Origin of the sequence: Ruegeria sp. (genome assembly GCF_040830605.1) — a bacterium.
GTDB lineage: Bacteria > Pseudomonadota > Alphaproteobacteria > Rhodobacterales > Rhodobacteraceae > Ruegeria.
On record NZ_JBFOMD010000013.1, the window covers coordinates 207,043 to 225,003 of the forward strand.

Annotated in this window: 27 protein-coding genes and 1 pseudogene; 8 read left to right on the plus strand and 20 right to left on the minus strand. The window is 63.0% G+C overall.

The genetic code is table 11. From position 1 onward, the window contains the following. Nucleotides 1-121: 121 nt before the first annotated feature. Nucleotides 122-931 (minus strand): division plane positioning ATPase MipZ, encoded by an 810-nt coding sequence (locus AB3N21_RS18715; RefSeq protein WP_171178053.1) that lies wholly within the window; start codon nucleotides 929-931, stop codon nucleotides 122-124. Nucleotides 932-1,226: 295 nt separating this feature from the next. Between AB3N21_RS18715 and AB3N21_RS18720 the strand changes: the two genes are divergently transcribed. Beyond that, the gene (locus tag AB3N21_RS18720; RefSeq protein ID WP_171178050.1) at nucleotides 1,227-1,559 is read left to right on the plus strand and encodes a YegP family protein; all 333 of its coding nucleotides are present in this window, start codon (nucleotides 1,227-1,229) and stop codon (nucleotides 1,557-1,559) included. A gap of 112 nt (nucleotides 1,560-1,671) precedes the next feature. Here the strand turns inward: AB3N21_RS18720 and rpmE are convergent, their stop codons facing one another. Continuing rightward, a complete protein-coding gene (gene rpmE, locus AB3N21_RS18725) occupies nucleotides 1,672-1,893 on the minus strand; it encodes a 50S ribosomal protein L31 (RefSeq protein ID WP_171178049.1) in 222 nt (73 codons plus the stop codon). Between the two features lie 11 nt (nucleotides 1,894-1,904). Next, entirely contained in the window at nucleotides 1,905-2,288 is a 384-nt protein-coding gene (gene rplS, locus AB3N21_RS18730) for a 50S ribosomal protein L19 (RefSeq protein ID WP_171178047.1), read from the minus strand. Nucleotides 2,289-2,697: 409 nt separating this feature from the next. Between rplS and AB3N21_RS18735 the strand changes: the two genes are divergently transcribed. Next, nucleotides 2,698-3,504 carry a glycoside hydrolase family 25 protein gene (locus AB3N21_RS18735; protein WP_367936638.1) on the plus strand — a complete coding sequence of 269 codons (807 nt, stop codon included), beginning with the start codon at nucleotides 2,698-2,700 and terminating at the stop codon, nucleotides 3,502-3,504. 22 nt (nucleotides 3,505-3,526) lie between these two features. Here AB3N21_RS18735 and AB3N21_RS18740 read toward each other — a convergent pair whose 3' ends face one another. From AB3N21_RS18740 to ffh, 14 genes are all read right to left on the minus strand, one after another. Next, the gene (locus AB3N21_RS18740) at nucleotides 3,527-3,949 is read right to left on the minus strand and encodes a hypothetical protein (protein ID WP_367936639.1); all 423 of its coding nucleotides are present in this window, start codon (nucleotides 3,947-3,949) and stop codon (nucleotides 3,527-3,529) included. Between the two features lie 172 nt (nucleotides 3,950-4,121). Then, on the minus strand, nucleotides 4,122-4,931 hold the full coding sequence (gene trmD, locus AB3N21_RS18745; protein ID WP_367936640.1) for a tRNA (guanosine(37)-N1)-methyltransferase TrmD: 810 nt from the start codon (nucleotides 4,929-4,931) through the stop codon (nucleotides 4,122-4,124). Between the two features lie 3 nt (nucleotides 4,932-4,934). Beyond that, the gene (gene rimM / locus AB3N21_RS18750) at nucleotides 4,935-5,438 is read right to left on the minus strand and encodes a ribosome maturation factor RimM (RefSeq protein WP_367936641.1); all 504 of its coding nucleotides are present in this window, start codon (nucleotides 5,436-5,438) and stop codon (nucleotides 4,935-4,937) included. After that, nucleotides 5,435-5,578 carry a hypothetical protein gene (locus AB3N21_RS18755; protein ID WP_367936642.1) on the minus strand — a complete coding sequence of 48 codons (144 nt, stop codon included), beginning with the start codon at nucleotides 5,576-5,578 and terminating at the stop codon, nucleotides 5,435-5,437. Before AB3N21_RS18755 ends, rimM begins: the two co-directional genes overlap by 4 nt. Nucleotides 5,579-5,584: 6 nt before the next feature. Continuing rightward, nucleotides 5,585-6,220 (minus strand): 5,6-dimethylbenzimidazole synthase, encoded by a 636-nt coding sequence (gene bluB / locus AB3N21_RS18760; RefSeq protein WP_367936643.1) that lies wholly within the window; start codon nucleotides 6,218-6,220, stop codon nucleotides 5,585-5,587. An 11-nt stretch (nucleotides 6,221-6,231) separates the two neighbouring features. Next, nucleotides 6,232-6,618, minus strand: coding sequence for a 30S ribosomal protein S16 (gene rpsP / locus AB3N21_RS18765; protein ID WP_367936644.1), 387 nt, complete (start codon nucleotides 6,616-6,618; stop codon nucleotides 6,232-6,234). Next, the gene (locus tag AB3N21_RS18770) at nucleotides 6,609-7,118 is read right to left on the minus strand and encodes a hypothetical protein (protein ID WP_367936645.1); all 510 of its coding nucleotides are present in this window, start codon (nucleotides 7,116-7,118) and stop codon (nucleotides 6,609-6,611) included. Before AB3N21_RS18770 ends, rpsP begins: the two co-directional genes overlap by 10 nt. Nucleotides 7,119-7,121: 3 nt before the next feature. After that, complete coding sequence (locus tag AB3N21_RS18775; RefSeq protein WP_367936662.1) at nucleotides 7,122-7,418, minus strand: chorismate mutase; 297 nt, start codon at nucleotides 7,416-7,418, stop codon at nucleotides 7,122-7,124. 4 nt (nucleotides 7,419-7,422) lie between these two features. Continuing rightward, entirely contained in the window at nucleotides 7,423-8,028 is a 606-nt protein-coding gene (locus tag AB3N21_RS18780; RefSeq protein ID WP_367936646.1) for a GNAT family N-acetyltransferase, read from the minus strand. Between the two features lies 1 nt (nucleotide 8,029). Beyond that, nucleotides 8,030-8,599, minus strand: a complete 570-nt coding sequence (locus AB3N21_RS18785; protein ID WP_367936647.1) for a GNAT family N-acetyltransferase — start codon at nucleotides 8,597-8,599, stop codon at nucleotides 8,030-8,032. After that, the gene (locus tag AB3N21_RS18790) at nucleotides 8,596-9,135 is read right to left on the minus strand and encodes a GNAT family N-acetyltransferase (RefSeq protein WP_367936648.1); all 540 of its coding nucleotides are present in this window, start codon (nucleotides 9,133-9,135) and stop codon (nucleotides 8,596-8,598) included. Before AB3N21_RS18790 ends, AB3N21_RS18785 begins: the two co-directional genes overlap by 4 nt. Next, nucleotides 9,132-9,668 (minus strand): GNAT family N-acetyltransferase, encoded by a 537-nt coding sequence (locus AB3N21_RS18795; RefSeq protein WP_367936649.1) that lies wholly within the window; start codon nucleotides 9,666-9,668, stop codon nucleotides 9,132-9,134. The genes AB3N21_RS18790 and AB3N21_RS18795 overlap by 4 nt, the downstream gene beginning before the upstream one ends. After that, the gene (locus tag AB3N21_RS18800) at nucleotides 9,665-10,219 is read right to left on the minus strand and encodes a GNAT family N-acetyltransferase (RefSeq protein WP_367936650.1); all 555 of its coding nucleotides are present in this window, start codon (nucleotides 10,217-10,219) and stop codon (nucleotides 9,665-9,667) included. Before AB3N21_RS18800 ends, AB3N21_RS18795 begins: the two co-directional genes overlap by 4 nt. Before the next feature lie 109 nt (nucleotides 10,220-10,328). Further along, nucleotides 10,329-11,837, minus strand: coding sequence for a signal recognition particle protein (ffh, locus tag AB3N21_RS18805; protein ID WP_367936651.1), 1,509 nt, complete (start codon nucleotides 11,835-11,837; stop codon nucleotides 10,329-10,331). 263 nt (nucleotides 11,838-12,100) lie between these two features. Here ffh and AB3N21_RS18810 point away from each other — a divergent pair, with 263 nt between their 5' ends. Then, nucleotides 12,101-12,631 carry a prolyl-tRNA synthetase associated domain-containing protein gene (locus AB3N21_RS18810; RefSeq protein ID WP_367936652.1) on the plus strand — a complete coding sequence of 177 codons (531 nt, stop codon included), beginning with the start codon at nucleotides 12,101-12,103 and terminating at the stop codon, nucleotides 12,629-12,631. 73 nt (nucleotides 12,632-12,704) lie between these two features. On the opposite strand, the gene AB3N21_RS18815 is transcribed toward AB3N21_RS18810, so the two are convergent. Further along, the gene (locus AB3N21_RS18815) at nucleotides 12,705-13,466 is read right to left on the minus strand and encodes an aspartate/glutamate racemase family protein (protein ID WP_367936653.1); all 762 of its coding nucleotides are present in this window, start codon (nucleotides 13,464-13,466) and stop codon (nucleotides 12,705-12,707) included. A 120-nt stretch (nucleotides 13,467-13,586) separates the two neighbouring features. Further along, nucleotides 13,587-14,168, minus strand: coding sequence for an FMN-dependent NADH-azoreductase (locus AB3N21_RS18820; RefSeq protein WP_367936654.1), 582 nt, complete (start codon nucleotides 14,166-14,168; stop codon nucleotides 13,587-13,589). A gap of 123 nt (nucleotides 14,169-14,291) precedes the next feature. Here AB3N21_RS18820 and AB3N21_RS18825 point away from each other — a divergent pair, with 123 nt between their 5' ends. Beyond that, nucleotides 14,292-15,170 (plus strand): LysR family transcriptional regulator, encoded by an 879-nt coding sequence (locus tag AB3N21_RS18825; RefSeq protein ID WP_171178009.1) that lies wholly within the window; start codon nucleotides 14,292-14,294, stop codon nucleotides 15,168-15,170. Further along, on the plus strand, nucleotides 15,167-16,075 hold the full coding sequence (locus AB3N21_RS18830) for a DMT family transporter (protein WP_367936655.1): 909 nt from the start codon (nucleotides 15,167-15,169) through the stop codon (nucleotides 16,073-16,075). The genes AB3N21_RS18825 and AB3N21_RS18830 overlap by 4 nt, the downstream gene beginning before the upstream one ends. A 5-nt stretch (nucleotides 16,076-16,080) precedes the next feature. Here the strand turns inward: AB3N21_RS18830 and AB3N21_RS18835 are convergent, their stop codons facing one another. Then, nucleotides 16,081-16,431, minus strand: a complete 351-nt coding sequence (locus tag AB3N21_RS18835) for a helix-turn-helix transcriptional regulator (protein ID WP_171178005.1) — start codon at nucleotides 16,429-16,431, stop codon at nucleotides 16,081-16,083. Between the two features lie 231 nt (nucleotides 16,432-16,662). Between AB3N21_RS18835 and AB3N21_RS18840 the strand changes: the two genes are divergently transcribed. The 3 genes and pseudogenes from AB3N21_RS18840 to AB3N21_RS18850 form a co-directional block, all read left to right on the plus strand. Next, nucleotides 16,663-16,995 (plus strand): AtpZ/AtpI family protein, encoded by a 333-nt coding sequence (locus tag AB3N21_RS18840; protein WP_367936656.1) that lies wholly within the window; start codon nucleotides 16,663-16,665, stop codon nucleotides 16,993-16,995. Between the two features lie 2 nt (nucleotides 16,996-16,997). Continuing rightward, the gene (locus tag AB3N21_RS18845) at nucleotides 16,998-17,777 is read left to right on the plus strand and encodes a F0F1 ATP synthase subunit A (protein ID WP_367936657.1); all 780 of its coding nucleotides are present in this window, start codon (nucleotides 16,998-17,000) and stop codon (nucleotides 17,775-17,777) included. A 48-nt stretch (nucleotides 17,778-17,825) separates the two neighbouring features. Beyond that, nucleotides 17,826-17,961 (plus strand): annotated as a pseudogene (locus tag AB3N21_RS18850) (F0F1 ATP synthase subunit C); the annotation flags it as partial.

The window sequence follows — 17,961 nt, forward strand, 5'->3', positions numbered from 1 at the left end:
AACTACAGCCACAATTTGCCAGGGGCGCGTTCTGCGCTTGTTGCTGTTCGGCCTTGCCTACACATCGGTCGCAACGAATGTGTGGAAGACCCGCAAATCAAACAAACAAATCTGCTAAAGCTCAGAAATCGATCTCCACCCCGGGCAGGCTGAGCGCTTTCATCATGTCGCGCAATTCCTGCCGGGCTGCGATGTTCGAGATGTTGAGCTGCTTGACCCCGATATCCTTGAGGTCCAACAGCGTTAGGCCGCGCGGAAATAGCTCGCGAAAGATCACCCGCTCGGAAAAGCCGGGTGCGGTGCGGAACCCGATGCGCTTGGACAGCATGTCAATGGCGCGCTGCATCTTTTCCTTGTTGACCATCCGCTGGGTGCCGACGCGGTTGCGAACCACGATCCAGTCGATCGGTTTCAACCCGGCCTGCGCGCGCAACTGGCGGGCATTCCACACCATCTCAGAATAGACCGAGGGGCCGAGGATCTTTTCACCCTTGGCGTCGATACGGGCCAGCAGGTCGAAGTCGATGAAACTGTCGTTGAGCGGCGTGATCAGCGTATCGGCCAGCGAATGCGCCACCTGGCTGAGCCGCGTGTGCGATCCGGGGCAGTCGATCAGGATGAAGTCGCTGTCGCTTTCCAACGTGGCGACGGCGGCGGACAGGCGGTGGTCATAGATATTCTCACCGGGTTTCAGCGAGGCCGGGTCGATCTCGGGCAGGTCATGATGATCGGGGCTGGGCAGGTTCAGGTCCGAGCCGTTCATGAAGGTGCGCCGGTTCTCGAAATACCGCCCCAGGCTGCGCTGGCGCAGATCAAGATCGAGCGAGCTGACCTTGTGCCCCAGCCGTGCCAGCGCGGTGCCCACATGCATCGAGACCGTGGATTTCCCGGCGCCGCCTTTTTCGTTTCCGACCACAATGATATGTGCCATGCCTGTGTCCCCAGCCTTCGCGCGATTGCCTGCGCGTTGTTGCCGGACACTATATGTTGTGCGCCAAAGGAAGGGAAGCGGTGAGACGCCGATCTTACCCACCAAAAAAGGGCAATGCGGCGCTAAGGGAACAGTGACGGAGCGGAAAGTGGATTTCGCCAGGGCAGGTACGGATGCCCTGCCATCGCCGGGCAAAGGCGCGATTTCGCGCGCCCGGAAACGGTCGGTGATTGCCAACAGCGAAATGCTGGGTAAGGTTCACACATCATGACAGTGAAAAGAAAGGTGGTGCTTCATGGCTGGGAAATTCGAGCTTTATAAGGACAAGGCCGGCGAATTCCGGTTCCGTCTCAAGGCCGGTAACGGTCAGATCATTCTGGCGAGTGAGGGCTACAAGCAGCGCGCCAGTGCCGAGAACGGCATCGAGTCCGTGCGCAAGAACGCTCCGGAAGACGGGCGCTACGAGCGCAAGGACACCAGCAGCGGCAAGCCGATGTTCAATCTCAAGGCGACGAATGGGCAGGTGATCGGCACCAGCGAAACCTATGAAAGCACGGCATCGCGCGAAAACGGCATCGAGTCCGTGAAGAAAAACGCACCGGACGCCAAGATGGAAGATCTCACCTGAGCCTGCCGTGCATCGAAACCAGATAATGTGCCGCCACGCTGTTTGCCGGTGGTACAAAAAAGAAAAGGCCGTCCCACCGGGACGGCCTTGTATCTTCCGAAGGGGATGAGGATCAGAAGCCCAGACCTTCGTATTTCTTCTTGAACTTCGACACGCGGCCGCCGGTGTCCATCAGGCGGGTGCCGCCGCCAGTCCAGGCCGGATGCGAGGACGGGTCGATTTCCAGGGCCAGTTGGTCGCCCTCGGCGCCCCAGGTGGATTTCATCTGAACCACGGTGCCATCGGTCATCTTGACGTCGATGAGGTGATAATCGGGATGGATGTCTTTTTTCATCTTTCCGCTCCTTACGCCTCGGCGCCAGCCTTGGGCTTGTAGTTGGTGACCTCTGCGATACGCGCGGACTTACCACGGCGCGAGCGCAGATAGTACAGTTTGGCGCGACGGACGCGGCCACGGCGGACAACGGTGATGCTGTCGATGTTGGTCGAATACAGCGGGAACACACGCTCCACGCCTTCGCCAAACGAAATCTTGCGGACGGTGAACGATCCGGCGATGCCGTCGCCGTTCTTGCGAGCGATGCAGACACCTTCGTAGTTCTGCACACGGGTGCGCGACCCTTCGGTCACCTTATAGCCGACACGGATGGTGTCACCGGCTTTGAAGTCGGGGATGTTCTTCCCCAGGGCGGCAATCTGTTCCGCCTCGAGCTGTGCGATCAGGTCCATCGCAGTTTCTCCTGTTTGCTCGTGGTTGATCCACGAAGTTGCGCGCGGCCTGAGAGCTCTTGGTCTTCACCGGGTCCCGCATGTGGCGGCCCGCCAGAGGTCAGATCGTCTGTTCCTTTGCGTCGATCCGCTGGCGCGCGCCGTGTGCCGAAGAAAGCAAGGCAGGCAGTTGCGCGACAGATCAAAGGCCCGGAGTCGCGGCAGGCGATTCCAGACCGGCCTCGTTTAGGGAATTTGCGGTCGGGGATCAAGCCCTCAACCGGCTGTTGTCCGGGTTCCTGCGCAAAAATTCGAACCGGGCGGCGGAAATCCGGCAAGCCGGGTCATGGCCGATTGTCTTTCGATGCCAAAGACGCATTCTGGACATCGAGGGGGAAAGCGATTTGTCAAAGACGTTTGGAGTGATTTGATGCGTTTGGTTTTGTCCCTTCTTCTGATGATGGCCGTTCTTGTTTCCTGCGGCCGTCGCGCTCCCGAGCCGAGGCCAACCGCGCAACCCGCGACCGCGGCAGCCGGGTCTCTTGTCACCTATCCGAGGTTCGGCGATGCCGATCCGCATGAATGGGAAGGCCGTGCGCCCGGGTCCTATCCGGTTCACGGCATCGACATATCGCGCTGGCAGGGGGATATCGACTGGCGGACGGCCCGTGCCTCGGGCGTCAGTTTCGCTTTCATCAAGGCGACCGAAGGCGGTGATCTGGCGGACCCGATGTTCGAGAACCACCGCCGCGGCGCTCGTTCAGCAGGGGTGCCTTGGGGCGCATATCATTATTTCTACTTCTGTCGACCTGCGGATGTACAGGCGCGATGGTTCATCCGGCACGTCCCCAAGGGCTCTGACCTGCCGCATGTGCTGGACATGGAATGGAACCCGCGCTCGCGCACCTGTCGGAAACGCCCGGACGGCGCGACTGTTCGCGCCGAGGCCAGACGGTTCCTGGATATTCTCGAACGGCATTACGGGCGACGGCCCATTGTCTACACGACGGTCGATTTCTATCAGGAAACCGGCATCGGGCGCCTGCGTGGTACCGAGTTCTGGCTACGCTCTGTGGCCGGGCACCCGCGTGAGGTTTATCCCGGCGCGCCCTGGACCTTCTGGCAGTATACCGGCACCGGTCTGGTGCCCGGGATCAGCGGCCGGGTGGACATCAACGTCTTCCGTGGCGGCCCAGAGAGCTGGTCGCGCTGGGTCTCGGGTGTGCCCGCGCCGTAGCGGTGGCATTGTCCGAACCGGCTTAAACCGAAGGCAAACCAAACGTGTCGATATTGCCGCCGCCGACGAGGTGATCGAGAATTCGCTCGCGCTGCTCCGGCGTGCTGTTGCTCAGCCGGGCGACCTCGTTCGAAGTCAGATCACGCCGTTCGAACCCGCGCTTGGACAGGCAGCGGTCCACTCCGTCTACCTCGCCATGCGCACGAATGCTGCGCTGGTTCGAGGCGACGACGATCGGTCCGACAATCACGCCGGCCAGAATGATGCTGCTGACATACCCGCCGACAACGGCACTTTTCCCGCCTCGGTCTGCATGGGCCGAACACGCCTGTACGGCGGCGCGGGCGGAATGCAGGTTATGACCGGATTGCATCGGAATCGACGGGCCGGGCAGCCGCCCGCACGCCGTCATGAGCACCAAAGCTCCTAACAATATCTTTTTCATCCGTTCCCCTTCGGACCGCTTTCGAATCGCGCGGCCTTTAAAAGTTCAAGATGTGTTATCGCGGCTTTGGCACAACTTGAAGCAGCATATGCCGAGAATCCCGGACTCCGTAGCGTCCAGTCCACATGAAGCGTAAAAAAGGACCAAGATTCCGGTGTGGTTTGGCAAAACCTCAGTCGGTTTCGCCATCCTTCGCCTGCTGGTGCCGCGCCCACAGGTCGGGCCTGCGGGCCTTGGTGATCTCTTCCGACATCCGATGCCGCCAGTCCGCGATGCGCCCGTGATGGCCGGACATCAGAACCTCGGGGATCGGGCGGCCCTGCCATTCGGCGGGGCGGGTGTATTGCGGGTGTTCCAGCAGGCCCGAGGAAAAGCTCTCCTCCTCGGCCGAGGCCTGATTGCCCAGAACCCCGGGGATCAGCCGCACAGTGGCGTCGATAAGCGCCTGCGCCGCGATCTCACCGCCGGTCATGACGAAATCGCCCAGACTGACCTCCTGCACGCCGTAGTGATCCAGCACCCGCTCGTCGACGCCTTCGAACCGGCCACAGAGCAGGGTGACGCCATCGCAGCGGGCGAGGTTCTGCATCAGCGTCTGGTCCATCGGCCTGCCGCGAGGGCTCAGATAGATCAATGGCCAGTTCCCTTGCACCCCGACCATCGCCTGCTCGATCGCGGCGCCCAGAACGTCGGCGCGCAGCACCATGCCCGCGCCGCCGCCCGCCGGCGTGTCATCGACATTGCGGTGCTTGCCGATACCGAACTCGCGCAGATCAACGGTCTCAAGCTGCCACAGCCCCTCCTGCAGCGCCTTGCCGGTCAGGCTTTCGCCCAGCACGCCGGGAAAGGCGGTGGGAAACAGGGTGATGATCTTGGCCTTCCACACGCCCACCAGATCCGGCGTCGGTGTCATCAACTCGCGCGGTTTCAACGTGGGGCGGATCGCCTTGCGTCCGTGGGATTTTGCTGGGGTGTCGGACATGATTCAGAACAGCCCCTCGGGCGGGTCGGCGATGATGCGGCCCTTGCTTAGATCGACAGTCGGCACGGCGGCCAGCGTAAACGGCAGCAGCACGGTCGATTTCAGCCCCGGTCCCTGGATCTCCAGCAGATCCGAGGCGCCGTGGTTTTGCACCGCCTTGACCTGGCCGATTGGTGTGCCGCCGGTGTCATAGACCTCAAGCCCGATCAGATCGGCATGGTAATATTCGTCATCCGGCAGCGAGGGCAACTGATCGCGCCGGGCATAGAGGCGCAGGCCCTTGATCGCGTCGGCCTGTTCCTTGGTCTCGATTCCGCCCAGCCGCGCGGCAAAGCCGTTCTTGACCGCACGGGTCAGGATGACCGGATAGCTGTCCTTGCCGGTCTCGTCGGTCAGCGGCGAATAGGCCTCGATATCCTCCGGCACGGCGCAAAAGCTTTTCAGCCGCACCTCGCCGCGCACCCCGAACGACCCGGCGACGGCACCGACGCAGACAAGATCGCTCATCTCTGGCCTCCTTCACACAGGTTGGACACGACCCGGCCACCGGCCTGCGCGCAGCGCTCGCCGTGGGCGTTGCGCTCGTAGAACACGCCGACGATGAAGGCGATTGCGATCAGCAGGACAAATCGGATCGGTCTGAACATCTGCCCTCAGCGTGTCTCGATCAACAGGTTTTTGTCACGCATTTCCCAGCCCTCGGTTTCAAGCTCCGGCGTCTCGGAGACCTCCTGCGGCCAGCCAATGCAGAAATACCCGATCAGGCGCCAGCCTTCAGGTACGTCCAGATCGCGGGCCAGTTGCTCGGGGTCGAGGATCGACACCCAGCCCAGTCCCAGCCCCTCCGCCCGCAGGCTGAGCCAGAAAAGCGTGATGGCGGTCACCACCGAATAGCGGCGCATCTCGGGCATGGTCCTGGCGCCCAGCCCGTGGCCCTTGCCGGTGGCGTCATCGCAAAAGACGGCCAGTTGCACCGGGGCGTCCTGCATCCCCGACAGCTTCAACCGGCTGTACTGCCGCGCGCGGTCGCCGGAATAGCCCGACAGCGCCTGCGCGTTGGCGGTCCGATAATTCTTCAAAGCGGCGGCGCGCGCCGCATCGCTTTCGACGCGGATCACGCGCCAGGGTTCGCTCAGCCCCACCGAAGGGGCCAGGCGAAAGGTGTCAAGGCAGCGCGCCAGCACCGCCTCGTCCACCGGATCGGTGCGGAACCGGCGCACATCACGCCGGAGCCGCATCAGCAGATCGAACTGCGTGCGGAAATCGTCACTGAAAGCCTGATCCTGCACGCAGGCCCCGCTTATTCTTCGGCAGCTTCTTCTGCCGGGGCAGCAGCGGCCTCGGCGGCATCAGCAGCCTTGGCGGCTTTCTCTTCAGCGCGTTCCTGGGCCTTCTTGCCCGGGGTGCCCTTGTTGGGGTTGCTGCGCTCGGCCTTTTCGCGAACACCAGCAGCTTCCAGCATGCGGGCGATCCGGTCGGTGGGCTGCGCGCCCTGATCCAGCCAGTACTGCACGCGCTCCATGTTCATCTTCACGCGCTCTTCGCTGTCTTTCGGCAGCAGCGGGTTATAGGTGCCCAGCTTTTCGATGAAACGGCCGTCGCGCGGCATGCGGCTGTCGGCCGCCACGATGCGGTAGAAGGGACGCTTTTTCGAGCCGCCGCGGGCCAAACGGATTTTCATTGCCATTGTATTTCTCCTTGGATGGCTTTTGCAGTCTGCAAGCGCTCTGCCCACAAACCGGCTGTTTCGGTGTCTTTTTTTGAGATTGTAACTGAGATTGCCTTTGCGCATGCCTCAAACACCACAAGGCCGCCGGCTTCAAAGTTAACAATTAGTGCCGAGGTCTCTCTGTCCTCAAAAACGCGAAGCTGGGAAATCGGCGTGAAGTCCCCAAGTCCGCGCAGATAGATGCCAGCTCTAGGACGATGCCCTAGGGCGGCATTCAAGCCGGGTTGCCCGCAATATTCGGAAACCTGAAGCGCATCATTGTGCGAAGTCAGTGCAAATGATGCATCTTCATCCACGGCGAGGCTGACGTTACCCCAGAGAGTGTGCTGCTCCTGAAGACCATGCTCATCAGCTTCCAGGCAGCCGCCTTCGGCATGGCAAAACTCAATTGTTTTGCCAATGGCCGAGCTTAGTGCTCTTTCAGCTTTTGAGTTGGACAAGGGGACAGCTAGGGTCACGAGTTATTCCTGGTGTTTCTTATGGTGTCGGATGACTTCCTGAATGATGAAGTTCAGGAAAGCCTTGGCGAAATCGGGATCCAGGTCGGCCTTTTTTGCCAGGTCTTCTAGCCGTGCGATCTGCGCCGCTTCGCGCGCGGGATCGGACGGGGGAAGGTCGTGTGCCGCTTTCAGCCTACCCACCGACTGGGTGTGCTTGAACCGCTCGCCCAGGGTGTAGACAAGGATCGCGTCCAGCCGGTCGATACTGTCGCGGTGCTCGGCCAACAGTTCGGCTGCGCGGGCCACGGGATCGGACATGTGTTCAGTCAAGGGCCCATCCTTTCGGTTTGAAGAGCGGGTCGGCATAGTGCGAGATCTCCATCTCGATCCCGTCGCCAAGCTGGGTTCCGATGAGTTCAGCAGGCGCGGGATGGCGGTAGACCGCATCGCTGCCGTCGATGGTGGCGGCGTCGTGGTCCTTCTTGGCCCCCAGCCGTTCGGCCAGCCGGATCGAGTCCAGATTCTTGGGATCGATATAGCTGACGGCGCTATCCCAGCCGAGCGTGCCGTAGAAATAGGCGCGCGCCGCGTGGGTGGCCTCCAGCGCATAGCCCTTATCCGCCGCTTCGGGCCAGATCACCCAGGCGATCTCGGCCTCGGGCCAGCCTGCGGGTTTCCAGCCGCCGGCCATGCCATAGGTTTCGTCCGTGGCCTTGTCGTGGATCATCCACATTCCATAGCCGCGGATCTGCCAGTGGCCGATCTCGGCGGCATAGAGCATCCACGATTCATAAGTATTCAGCGGCCCGCCCATGAAACGCGCGCGGTAGCTGGTGAAGGTGGCCTTGAAATCCGGATAGTCCTCCGGCGCGGGACCACGCAGGATCAGGCGCCGGGTTTCGAGGGTGGGGATGTTCTGTGCGCTCATCTCACACCTCCCCCGGCAGAGGGTGGCGAAAGATGCAGGCCTCGGGCTCACCCGCTTCGCGGATCACGCCGTCCTGATACGCGCCCAGCCGCTTGGCCAGCGCGATCGAGCGGGCGTTGTCGGCGTCGATATAGCTGACGAGCGAGGGCAGTTTCAGCGTGCCGAAGGCGAAATCGCGCGCGGCGCGCGCGGCCTCGGCGGCATAGCCGTGCCCTTCACCGGCTTCGGTCATCACGAAGCCCAGTTCGGGTTCCTCGTCGCCGGGTTCGAACCCGATCACGACAAAACCCAGCAGGATGCCGTCAAGGGTTTCGACGGACCACAACCCGTGCCCGCGCAGCAGCCACCCCGCCACCGTGTTGGCGAAATCATACCAGGCGTCCTTGCGCGACGAGACGCCCAGATAGGCGCCGCGGGGGCTGCAGGCGATCTCGGCATAGGCCGGGAAATCCGTCAGCACGGGCGCGCGCAGGCGCAGGCGTTCGGTCTCCAGCACCGGGATTTGTACGGCCATCGCAGCGGCGCGGTCGGCGGCTGGCCCCTTGATGGGGAGTTCGCAGGCAAAGCTCATGCGGCACCTCCTGCGATCGGGCGCGGATGCCGATAGACCAGACACGGTGTGTCGATTTTGGGTTGCGGTGCCTTCGGATCGAGCGTTGCGCCCAACCGTTCGGCCAGAGCAATCGATCGCGCATTGTCGGCATCGATATAGCTGACCGCCGTTTCCCATCCCAGCACATCAAACGCGTGCCGTATCGCGGCCTGCGCCGCCTCGAAGGCGATACCCTTGCCTTCGGCCTCGGGCAGAACCAGCCAACCGATTTCGTTCTCCGGCCAGTCCGCCGGACACCACGGACCGACCATGCCCAGGATCTGGTCATCGTCTTTGGCGGTCACGGCCCACATGCCAAATCCAAGAATGTCCCAATGGCCGATTTCAGAGGCAAAGTGCCGCCAGGCGCGTCCCAGCGAATAGGGCCCGCCAATATGAACCGCGCGGTCGCTCTGAAAGAGTTGCAGCATCGCGTCGGTGTCGCGCCCAGCAGGTTTGCGCAGGATCAGGCGCTCGGTTTCGAGGGTCGGGTCTGAGGGAGAAAAGCCGGTCATGCCTTCCCCTCAGCCAGCTGTTCCGGGCCGGGATGGCGATAGACCATCTCGGTGCCGTGAGAGACATTCTCGTAGCTGCGCTCGTAAGTGGCGCCCATGCGTTCCGCCAGCGCGACGGAGCGCGCGTTGCCCGGAAAGATGTTCGAGCTGAGCGTGTCGAAGCCCAGCACCTCATAGGCAAAACGGCGCACCTCTTCGGCGGCTTCCCGGGCATAGCCCTTGCCCTCGGCGCCCTCGAACATGACCCAGCCCAGCTCCGGTTCCGGCCAACCCTCGGGCCCCCAGATGCCGACAAAGCCCACGGGCTGACCTTCATGGGTTTCAGCCATCCAGAAGCCGTAGCCATGCAGAACCCAATGGCCGATCATGCTGGCGTACCAGCGCCACGCTTCGTTGCGGCCCAGCGGTCCGCCAAAGCCCCAGCTGCGGTCCTTGTCAGCAAAGAACGCGGCGACATTGTCGAAGTCGCGCGCCTCGGGGCCGCGCAGGATCAGGCGGTCGGTTTTCAGAGTGGGGATCTGGAGGTCGATCATGCGTAGGCCTCCATCCCGCCATTCACCAGATCGCCCGGGCCAGGGTGGCGCCAGACCTGCATGGTACCGAACGCGGGGTGTTCATAGGTGTAATCGAAGGCCGCGCCCAAACGCTCGGCCACCGCCCGGCTGGCAGTGTTTGCCGGGTCGATCAGCGAGATCGCCGTCTCCCATCCCAGCACGTCATAGGCATGGGCGCGGGCAGCCAGCGCAGCCTCGGTCGCGTACCCCTTGCCGGTCGCGGTGTTCATCAGGGTCCAGCCAATTTCCGGCTCGGGCCAGCTGTGCGGGAACCACAGGCCGACATGGCCGACATAAGTGCCGGTATCCTTCTCCTCGACGCCCCAGAACCCATAGCCGCGCAGGGCCCAGTGGCCGAGCAGCATCGCAATCGAGCGCCAAGTTTCATCGGGGCGTTTGGGTCCACCGACGAATTTCGAGGCGTCCGAGGCGAAGAACTCAGCCTCAGCGTTCAGATCCGCCTCGCAGGGCGCGCGCAGGATCAGACGCCCGGTCTCGAGCCGTGGGATGTTCAGGGATAGGCCGGTCATGGGTGGACAGCCCCCTCACCCCGACCCTCTCCCCCGAGGGGAGAGGGTGCGCGCGTGGCAGGCGTGATCGCCCTGCGGCATATTGTGGGACCGGTGGCAGGCATGGGTGTCACTTCTTCTTACCGAACCCGCTCAGACCCGGGGGCAGGGCCATGCCGCCGCCGAGGCCGGGCAGGCCTTTGCCGCCGCCCATCGCCTTTGCCGCCTGTTCCAGCGCCTTGGGGTCCATGCCTTTGGCCATCTCGGCCATATCCGCTGGCGCGCCGCCCTTGCCGAACATGCCCTTCATGGCCTGTTTCAGCATCTTGCCTTTGCCCATCTTGCCCATCTTCTTCATCATGTCCGACATCTGCCGGTGCATTTTCAGGAGCTTGTTGAGATCGCTGACCTCCATGCCCGAGCCTGCCGCGATGCGCTTCTTGCGGCTGGCCTGCAGCAGTGAGGGGTTAGCGCGTTCCTTCTTGGTCATGGACTGGATCATGGCGATCTGACGGCGCAGGACCTTGTCGTCCATGCCCGCATCCTCGATTTGCTTGGCCATCTTGCCCATGCCCGGCATCATGCCCATCATGCCCTGCATGCCGCCCATCTGGATCATCTGTTCCAGCTGCATCTTCAGGTCGTTCATGTTGAACTGGCCCTTGACCATGCGCTTCATCATGCGCTCGGCCTGTTCGGCCTCGATGGTCTCTTGCGCCTTTTCGACCAGCGCGACGATGTCGCCCATGCCGAGGATACGGCCCGCGATCCGGTCCGGCTCGAAGGTTTCGAGCGCATCCATCTTCTCGCCCAGACCGACGAAGCGGATCGGCTTGCCGGTGACCGCGCGCATCGACAGTGCCGCGCCGCCGCGCCCGTCGCCGTCCATCCGGGTCAGGACCACGCCCGAGATGCCGATCTTGGCATCGAACTCCTCGGCCACCTCGACGGCGACCTGACCGGTCAGGCCGTCGACCACCAGCAGGGTCTCGCGCGGTTCGACCACGTTGCGGACGTCCTCGACCTCCTGCATCAGCACTTCGTCGATATGCAGACGGCCCGCGGTGTCCAGCATGTAGACGTCGTAGCCGCCGAGTGCTGCTTGCTGTTTGGCCCGTTTGGCGATGTCCACCGGTTTCTGGCCCGGCACGATCGGCAGCGTGTCGACACCGATCTGGGTGCCCAGCACCGCCAGCTGATCCATCGCCGCCGGGCGGTAGACGTCGAGCGAGGCCATCAGGACCCGTTTGCCCTCTTTCTCCTTCAGCCGTTTGGCGAGCTTGCCGGTGGTGGTGGTCTTACCGCCACCCTGCAGGCCGACCATCAGGATCGGCGCAGGAGGGTTGTCGATCTTGAGCTTGCCTGGATCTTCCTCACCCCGCAGCACATCGACCAGCGCGTCATGGACGATCTTGACCACCTGCTGGCCAGGGGTGACCGATTTGGTCACGGCCTGACCGGTGGCCTGCTCCTGCACCTTCTTGATGAAGTCGCGGGCGACTGGCAGCGAAACGTCGGCCTCCAGCAAGGCAACGCGCACTTCGCGCAGGGCGGTTTTCACATCCTCTTCTGACAGGGCACCTTGCTTGGTCAGCCGATCGAAGACGCCAGAGAGGCGTTCGGATAGATTTTCAAACATGCCTGCGGCCTCCTTTGCCGGTTTGCTGTTGGCGCCCCATACTTAGGGACCGACGGGTCAATGCACAAACGCCCCCACGGGCGTGACACGCTGGTGGGGGGCGATCCCTGAACGACTCAAGGACCGGAAGGTTTGACGCTTCCGTATGATTGGCGGTGCGTTTAGGCGGATTGGTCGCCCGAGTCAACCTGTCGCCTCGCTGCCCGCCCTTGCAATGGGTTTGCGATTGGGTCAAGAGCGCCAGGCAACCTCAGGAGGATCTCATGGACGCATCTTCGGCCTTTCAGGACAGTCTGCCGGTAAGTTCCGATGCGCTTCTGGCGCAGCTTACCGAGTGGGGGCTGAACTATCGCCTGCACGAGCATGCGCCACTGCGCACAGTCGAGGACTCCAAGGCGGTCGAGGATCAGTTCATGGTGCCCGGCGAAAACGCGCTGCGGGTCAAGAACCTGTATCTGCGGGACAAGAAGAAGCGGAACTATCTGGTCACGCTGGAGCAGAACCGCGAGATCGACCTCAAAGGGTTAGGCGCCGCGCTTGGGGTGGGGAACCTGTCCTTTGGCTCGCCCGACCGGCTGATGCAGAACCTCGGTATCCGCCCCGGTGCGGTCAGCCCGCTGGCGATGATCAACGGCGTGAACAACGATGTGCGCTTTTTCATGGATGCCGCCGCGCAGGAGGCCGAGGTCATCTATATGCACCCGCTGGTCAACGACCGGACCGTGGCGATGACGCAGGCGGATGTGATGGCGTTTTGCGAGCGGATCGGATGTGAGGTGACCTGGCTGCCCTGAGCATGGATACGCGCCCCGTGGGCGCGTGCCTCCGGTGGGGAAGTTTGTGGCAAGAGGAACAGTTGGGGGGCGCTCAGCCGGGTTGAGCCGCGCGTTCATCCTGCAAGGCTTCGCGCAGGGCGGCAGCGACGTGGGCGGCTGAGGGGTTGATAAACAGGTGCCCCTTGGCCTCGAAGCTGACCGCGTCGAGATGTTCGGGGAAGGCGAGCGGCAATTCGGTGCAGGCGAGCAGGATGGCAGTGCCGGGCTCGGCGTGTGCGTTGCAGAACTCCAGCAGACGGGTGCGGGCGCGGTTCGAGGCGCCGCCATAGAAATCCTCGTCGACCATGGCCTGCATCTCGGCAATCTCGCTGTCGGGCAGAGTGTCGTTGGCGGTGATCCCGTGTGTGGACAAGGTTTCGGCGTAGTTGCGCGCCTGCATGGTCACCATGGTGCCGAGGACCAGCGCCTGCGTCGCACCGGTGGCGGCAGTCGCCCGGGCAGTTTCGTCGAAGATGCTGAGGATCGGCAGGCTCACGCCCTGCCGGATCGCGTGCAGCCGGGCGTGCGGCGTATTCGATGCGATGATGGCGAAATCGCAACCGGCCTTCTCCAGCGTCAGCAGGGCGTCACGAAAGACGACGTCGAAGGCGGCCCAGCTCTCTTCATCGCCGGGAGTGCCGCGCAGGGCGCGGGTCTTGGCCTGGGTCACGGATTCGATGGTCATCGGCGGGATCGGCAGGGGTGAGCCATGGCCACGTTCGGCAAAAAACCGGCCTGCGCCTTCGGCTATCGCGCGGTAATAATCCACGGTCGAGGCCCAGCCGACGCCGCCGAGAATGCCGATCTTTTTCATTTTATGTGGGTCCCGTCTGCAGTTCCGTCCAAGGGCGCAGTCTGACCGGTTCCCGGAGTGTTGACCAGAGGTGGCATGCCGCCGACCCGGAAACGGCCGGCGGCAGTGAGTGGTAGCGGATCAGGCGGCCAGCCGCGCCACTGCGGCGCGCGCGCCTTCCAGCGCTGCCTCGGGGTCCAGCGCCATGCGGTCGGCGGCGATCACCTCGACCTCTGTGATGCCGACAAAGCCCAGAACATGACGGGTATAGGTGGTGGCAAAGTCGATTTCGGAGTCTACGGCGGTGCCGCCCGAGGCCACGGCCAGAATGGCACGTTTGCCTTCCAGCAGCCCCTTGGGTCCGGTCTCGCTGTAGGCAAAGGTTTCACCCACGCGGGCGATAAGATCGATCCAGGCCTTGAACGCGGCAGGCACCGAGAAGTTGTAGATCGGCAGGCCTATCACGATGGTATCGGCCTCCTTCAACTCGGACACCAGTTCGTCCGACAGCGACAGCAGATCGCGCTGCACCGCGTCGCGCTGATCCGCAGGGGTGAAGTTGGCGTTGACCCAATCCTCGGTCAGCAGCGGCAGCGGCGTGGCCAGATCGCGGCGGATGATGCGGTTGGCGCCCAGATGCTTGACCATCTGGCCGGACAGTTCGCGGGTGGTTGAGCCCGCGCGGCGGGCCGAGGCGTCGATATGCAGGATGGTATGCGGCATTTTGCGGTTCCTTTTAGGGAGATGTTTCTTGCAGGTGCCCCAAAATTGGTTGTTGCACCTGCGAACGCAACGCCGATATATCAACAAGAAGTGTTGGAATTTGCACATTGAGGGCGACCCGATATGGACAACTGGGACGAGGTGCGCACCGCCTATCAGGTGGCGCGGATGGGAACGGTCAGCGGCGCGGCCGAGGTGCTGGGCGTCCACCACGCCACCGTCATCCGCCATATCGACGCCATCGAGGCCCGGCTGGGCGTCAAACTGTTCCAGCGCCACGCGCGCGGCTACACGCCCACCGAGGCCGGGGACGATCTGCTACGGGTGGCGCAGGCGACCGAGGATCAGTTCAACCAGTTGGTCGGGCGGCTCAAGGGCAAGGGCGACGATGTCTCGGGCGAACTGGTGGTGACCTCTCTGGCCTCGCTGGCGCCGCTGGTCGTGCCTGCGCTGACCGAGTTCCAGCAGTCGCATCCGGGCCTCATCGTGCGCTACCTGACCGGCGACCGCCTGTTCCGGCTGGAATATGGCGAGGCCCATGTGGCGATCCGCGCCGGTGCCGCGCCAGATCAGCCGGACAATGTGGTGCAGCCTTTCGTGGCGCAGGAGGTTGGGCTCTATGCCAGCAAATCCTATATCGCCCGGTATGGCCGCCCCTCGGGCATCGAGGATTTCGCCAACCATTTCTTCATCGGCAATGACGACGAAAACAGCCGCGCGCCCTTCTCCCGCTGGCTACGTGCCACTGCGCCCGCCGAAGCGCTCACCTTCCGCTGCACCAACAACTTCACCATGCGCGAGGCCGTACGCGCCGGGGCCGGGATCGGCTTCATGGCCCGGTGGGAAGCCGCCCGCGACGACAATCTGGTCGAGGTCATGGACCCGCTGCCCGACTGGTCGGGCAAGCTGTGGCTGGTCACTCATGTGGACCTGCACCGCACCACCAAGGTTCAAGCCTTCCTGAAATTCATCAAGGAACAGTCCAAGGGCTGGTCGGTGTGAGCCCCGAGGCCCGTGGCCATCTGGCCATGCTCACATTCTCGGCGCTGGTCGCGGGCAGTTTTTCGCTGGGCTCGATGATCGCCAACGAGATCACACCTGCCGCCCTGAACGCCGCCCGCTTTGCCATTGCCTCGATCGTGATCGGGATTGCCGCTCTGGCAACCACCAGCCTGCACGGCAGCGCATTCCGCGCCCCGTGGCGGTACTTCGTGCTGGGCGGTCTGTTCGCCACCTATTTCGTGCTGATGTTCGAGGGGCTGAAAACCGCCCCGCCGGTCAGTGCCGCCGCCGTCTTCACCTTGACCCCGGTTATGGCTGCTCTTGCGGGGTGGATACTGCTGCGGCAGATCACGACGCTGCGCATGGCCGCGGCCCTTGCGGTGGGCGCCGCCGGGGCGCTCTGGGTGATCTTTCGCGCCGATTGGGCTGCCTTGCGTGCCTTTCAGATCGGCAGCGGCGAGGTCATCTACTTCTGGGGCTGCGTGGCCCACGCGATCTATGCGCCGATGGTCCGCAAGCTGAACCGGGGCGAACCTGCGGTGGTCTTCACCTTTGGCATGCTGCTGGCCGGATGTGTGATGCTCATCTTCTACGGCTGGTCCGATCTGAGGGCGACCGACTGGCTGAATCTGCCCGCCATCGTGTGGATCGGGCTGCTCTATGTGGCCATCTTTGCCAGTGCGGCCACCTTCGTGCTGTTGCAATACGCCGCGCTTTATCTGCCGTCGGCCAAGGTCATGGCCTATACCTACCTCACCCCAAGCTGGGTGATCCTGTGGGAGATCGCGCTGGGCAACGGCGCGCCAACCGGCCTCGTCCTGATTGGCATCGCCCTGACCGTCGTGGCGCTACTGATGCTGCTGAAACCCGAGGATCAGGCCGCACCGGCCCACCGCCGGCCCTAGTCGGATCAGGCGCTTTCGGTCCCAGTGCCCTCGGCTTCGGTTAACTCGGTCTCCAGAAACCGCTCGAACGCATCCAGATTCACCGGCTCGAACTGGCCAAATCCCTGCATCCATACGGTGGCCGTGCGCATCGCGTCCGGCTCCAGCTTGCACCACTTCACCCGCCCGCGCTTTTCCTGCGCGATCAGCCCCGCCCGCGTCAGGATCACCAGATGTTTCGAGATCGCCGCCAGCGACATCTCGAAGGGCTCGGCCACATCCGTCACCGCCATGTCATCCTCAAGCAGCATCGCCAGAATGGCGCGCCGCGTGGGGTCGGCAAGGGCCGCAAAGACAGCGTCGAGATCGTCGGACATGTCCCGGCAGAACCATAACCCCGATCAATCGTCAACCATTTGGTTGAATATGCGATTTCGTCCCATTTGGCCTACGCGCCCGCCGTGGCACGTGCGCGCCTCTGCTTCTTCTTGCTGAAAATACGCAATATAACAACGGGTTACACAGGCGCGACGCGCGACATCTGAGCCGTTGACTCTACGCCTTCTCCCCCTTAGCACCATGGCCAAGAAAGCGTGAGGGTAACGCCGTTGACCGAAGACGACCAAAAGCAGCGCCTGTCGCAGCTTGAGGAGCGGATCGACGCGGCGAAAAAGGCCAAACAGCCCAAGCCCCGCGCGGATGCTGACATATCCGGGGGCGAGCTTGCCTGGAGGATGGTCATCGAAATGGTATCCGGTCTGGCGATCGGATTTGGCATCGGATACGGGCTGGACAGCCTGTTCGGGACGATCCCGATCTTTCTGGTGCTGTTCACATTGCTGGGCCTTGTCGCGGGCGTGAAGGTTATGCTCCGCAGCGCGAAGGAGGTTCAAGAGAAACAGACGGCGGCAAACGCGGCCGAGAAGGACGAGAGGGACTGAACGTGGCAGGCGACGCGAAAACCGCGGAACACGGCGCAGAAGCAGCAGAAGGCAGCAGCCTGGTTTTCCACCCGATGGACCAGTTCATCGTCAAGCCGCTGTTCGGCGACGGCCCGATTGCCTGGTACACGCCGACCAACGTGACCCTGTGGCTGTTTCTGGCCATCCTGGCCATCATCGGCCTGCTGGTTCTCAGCACCTCCAAGCGCGCCATCGTGCCGACCCGCATGCAGTCGATCGCCGAACTGGCCTATGGCTTCATTTACAAGATGCTCGAGGACATCTGCGGCAAGGAAGGCGTCAAGTTCTTCCCCTATGTCATGACCCTTTTCATGTTCATCGTGACCGCGAACTTCCTGGGCCTGATCCCGACGTCGTTTACCACCACATCGCATTTCGCCGTGACCATCCCGCTGGCGCTGGCCGTGTTCCTGACCGTGACCATTCTGGGCTTCGTCAAGAACGGTGCGAGCTTCCTGGGCCTGTTCTGGGTGTCCAGCGCGCCGCTGGCGCTGCGCCCCATTCTGGCGATCATCGAGCTGATCTCGTACTTCGTACGCCCGGTCAGCCACTCCATTCGTCTTGCCGGTAACGTCATGGCAGGCCACGCGGTTATCAAGGTGTTCGCAGGCTTTGCCGCGATTGCCGTGATCTCGCCCGTGTCGGTTCTGGCGATCACCGCGATGTACGGCCTCGAGGTCCTGGTGGCCTTCATTCAGGCCTACGTCTTCACCATTCTGACCTGTGTTTACCTGAAGGATGCGCTGCATCCGTCGCACTAAGGTCCGATACCCCAACATCGAAACTTCCAATTCGTAAGGAGAAACATCATGGAAGGCGATCTCGCACACATCGGCGCAGGCCTGGCAGCAATCGGTTCCGGCGCAGCCGCAATCGGGGTGGGCAACGTTGCAGGCAACTTCCTGGCCGGCGCCCTGCGCAACCCTTCGGCGGCTGCTTCGCAGA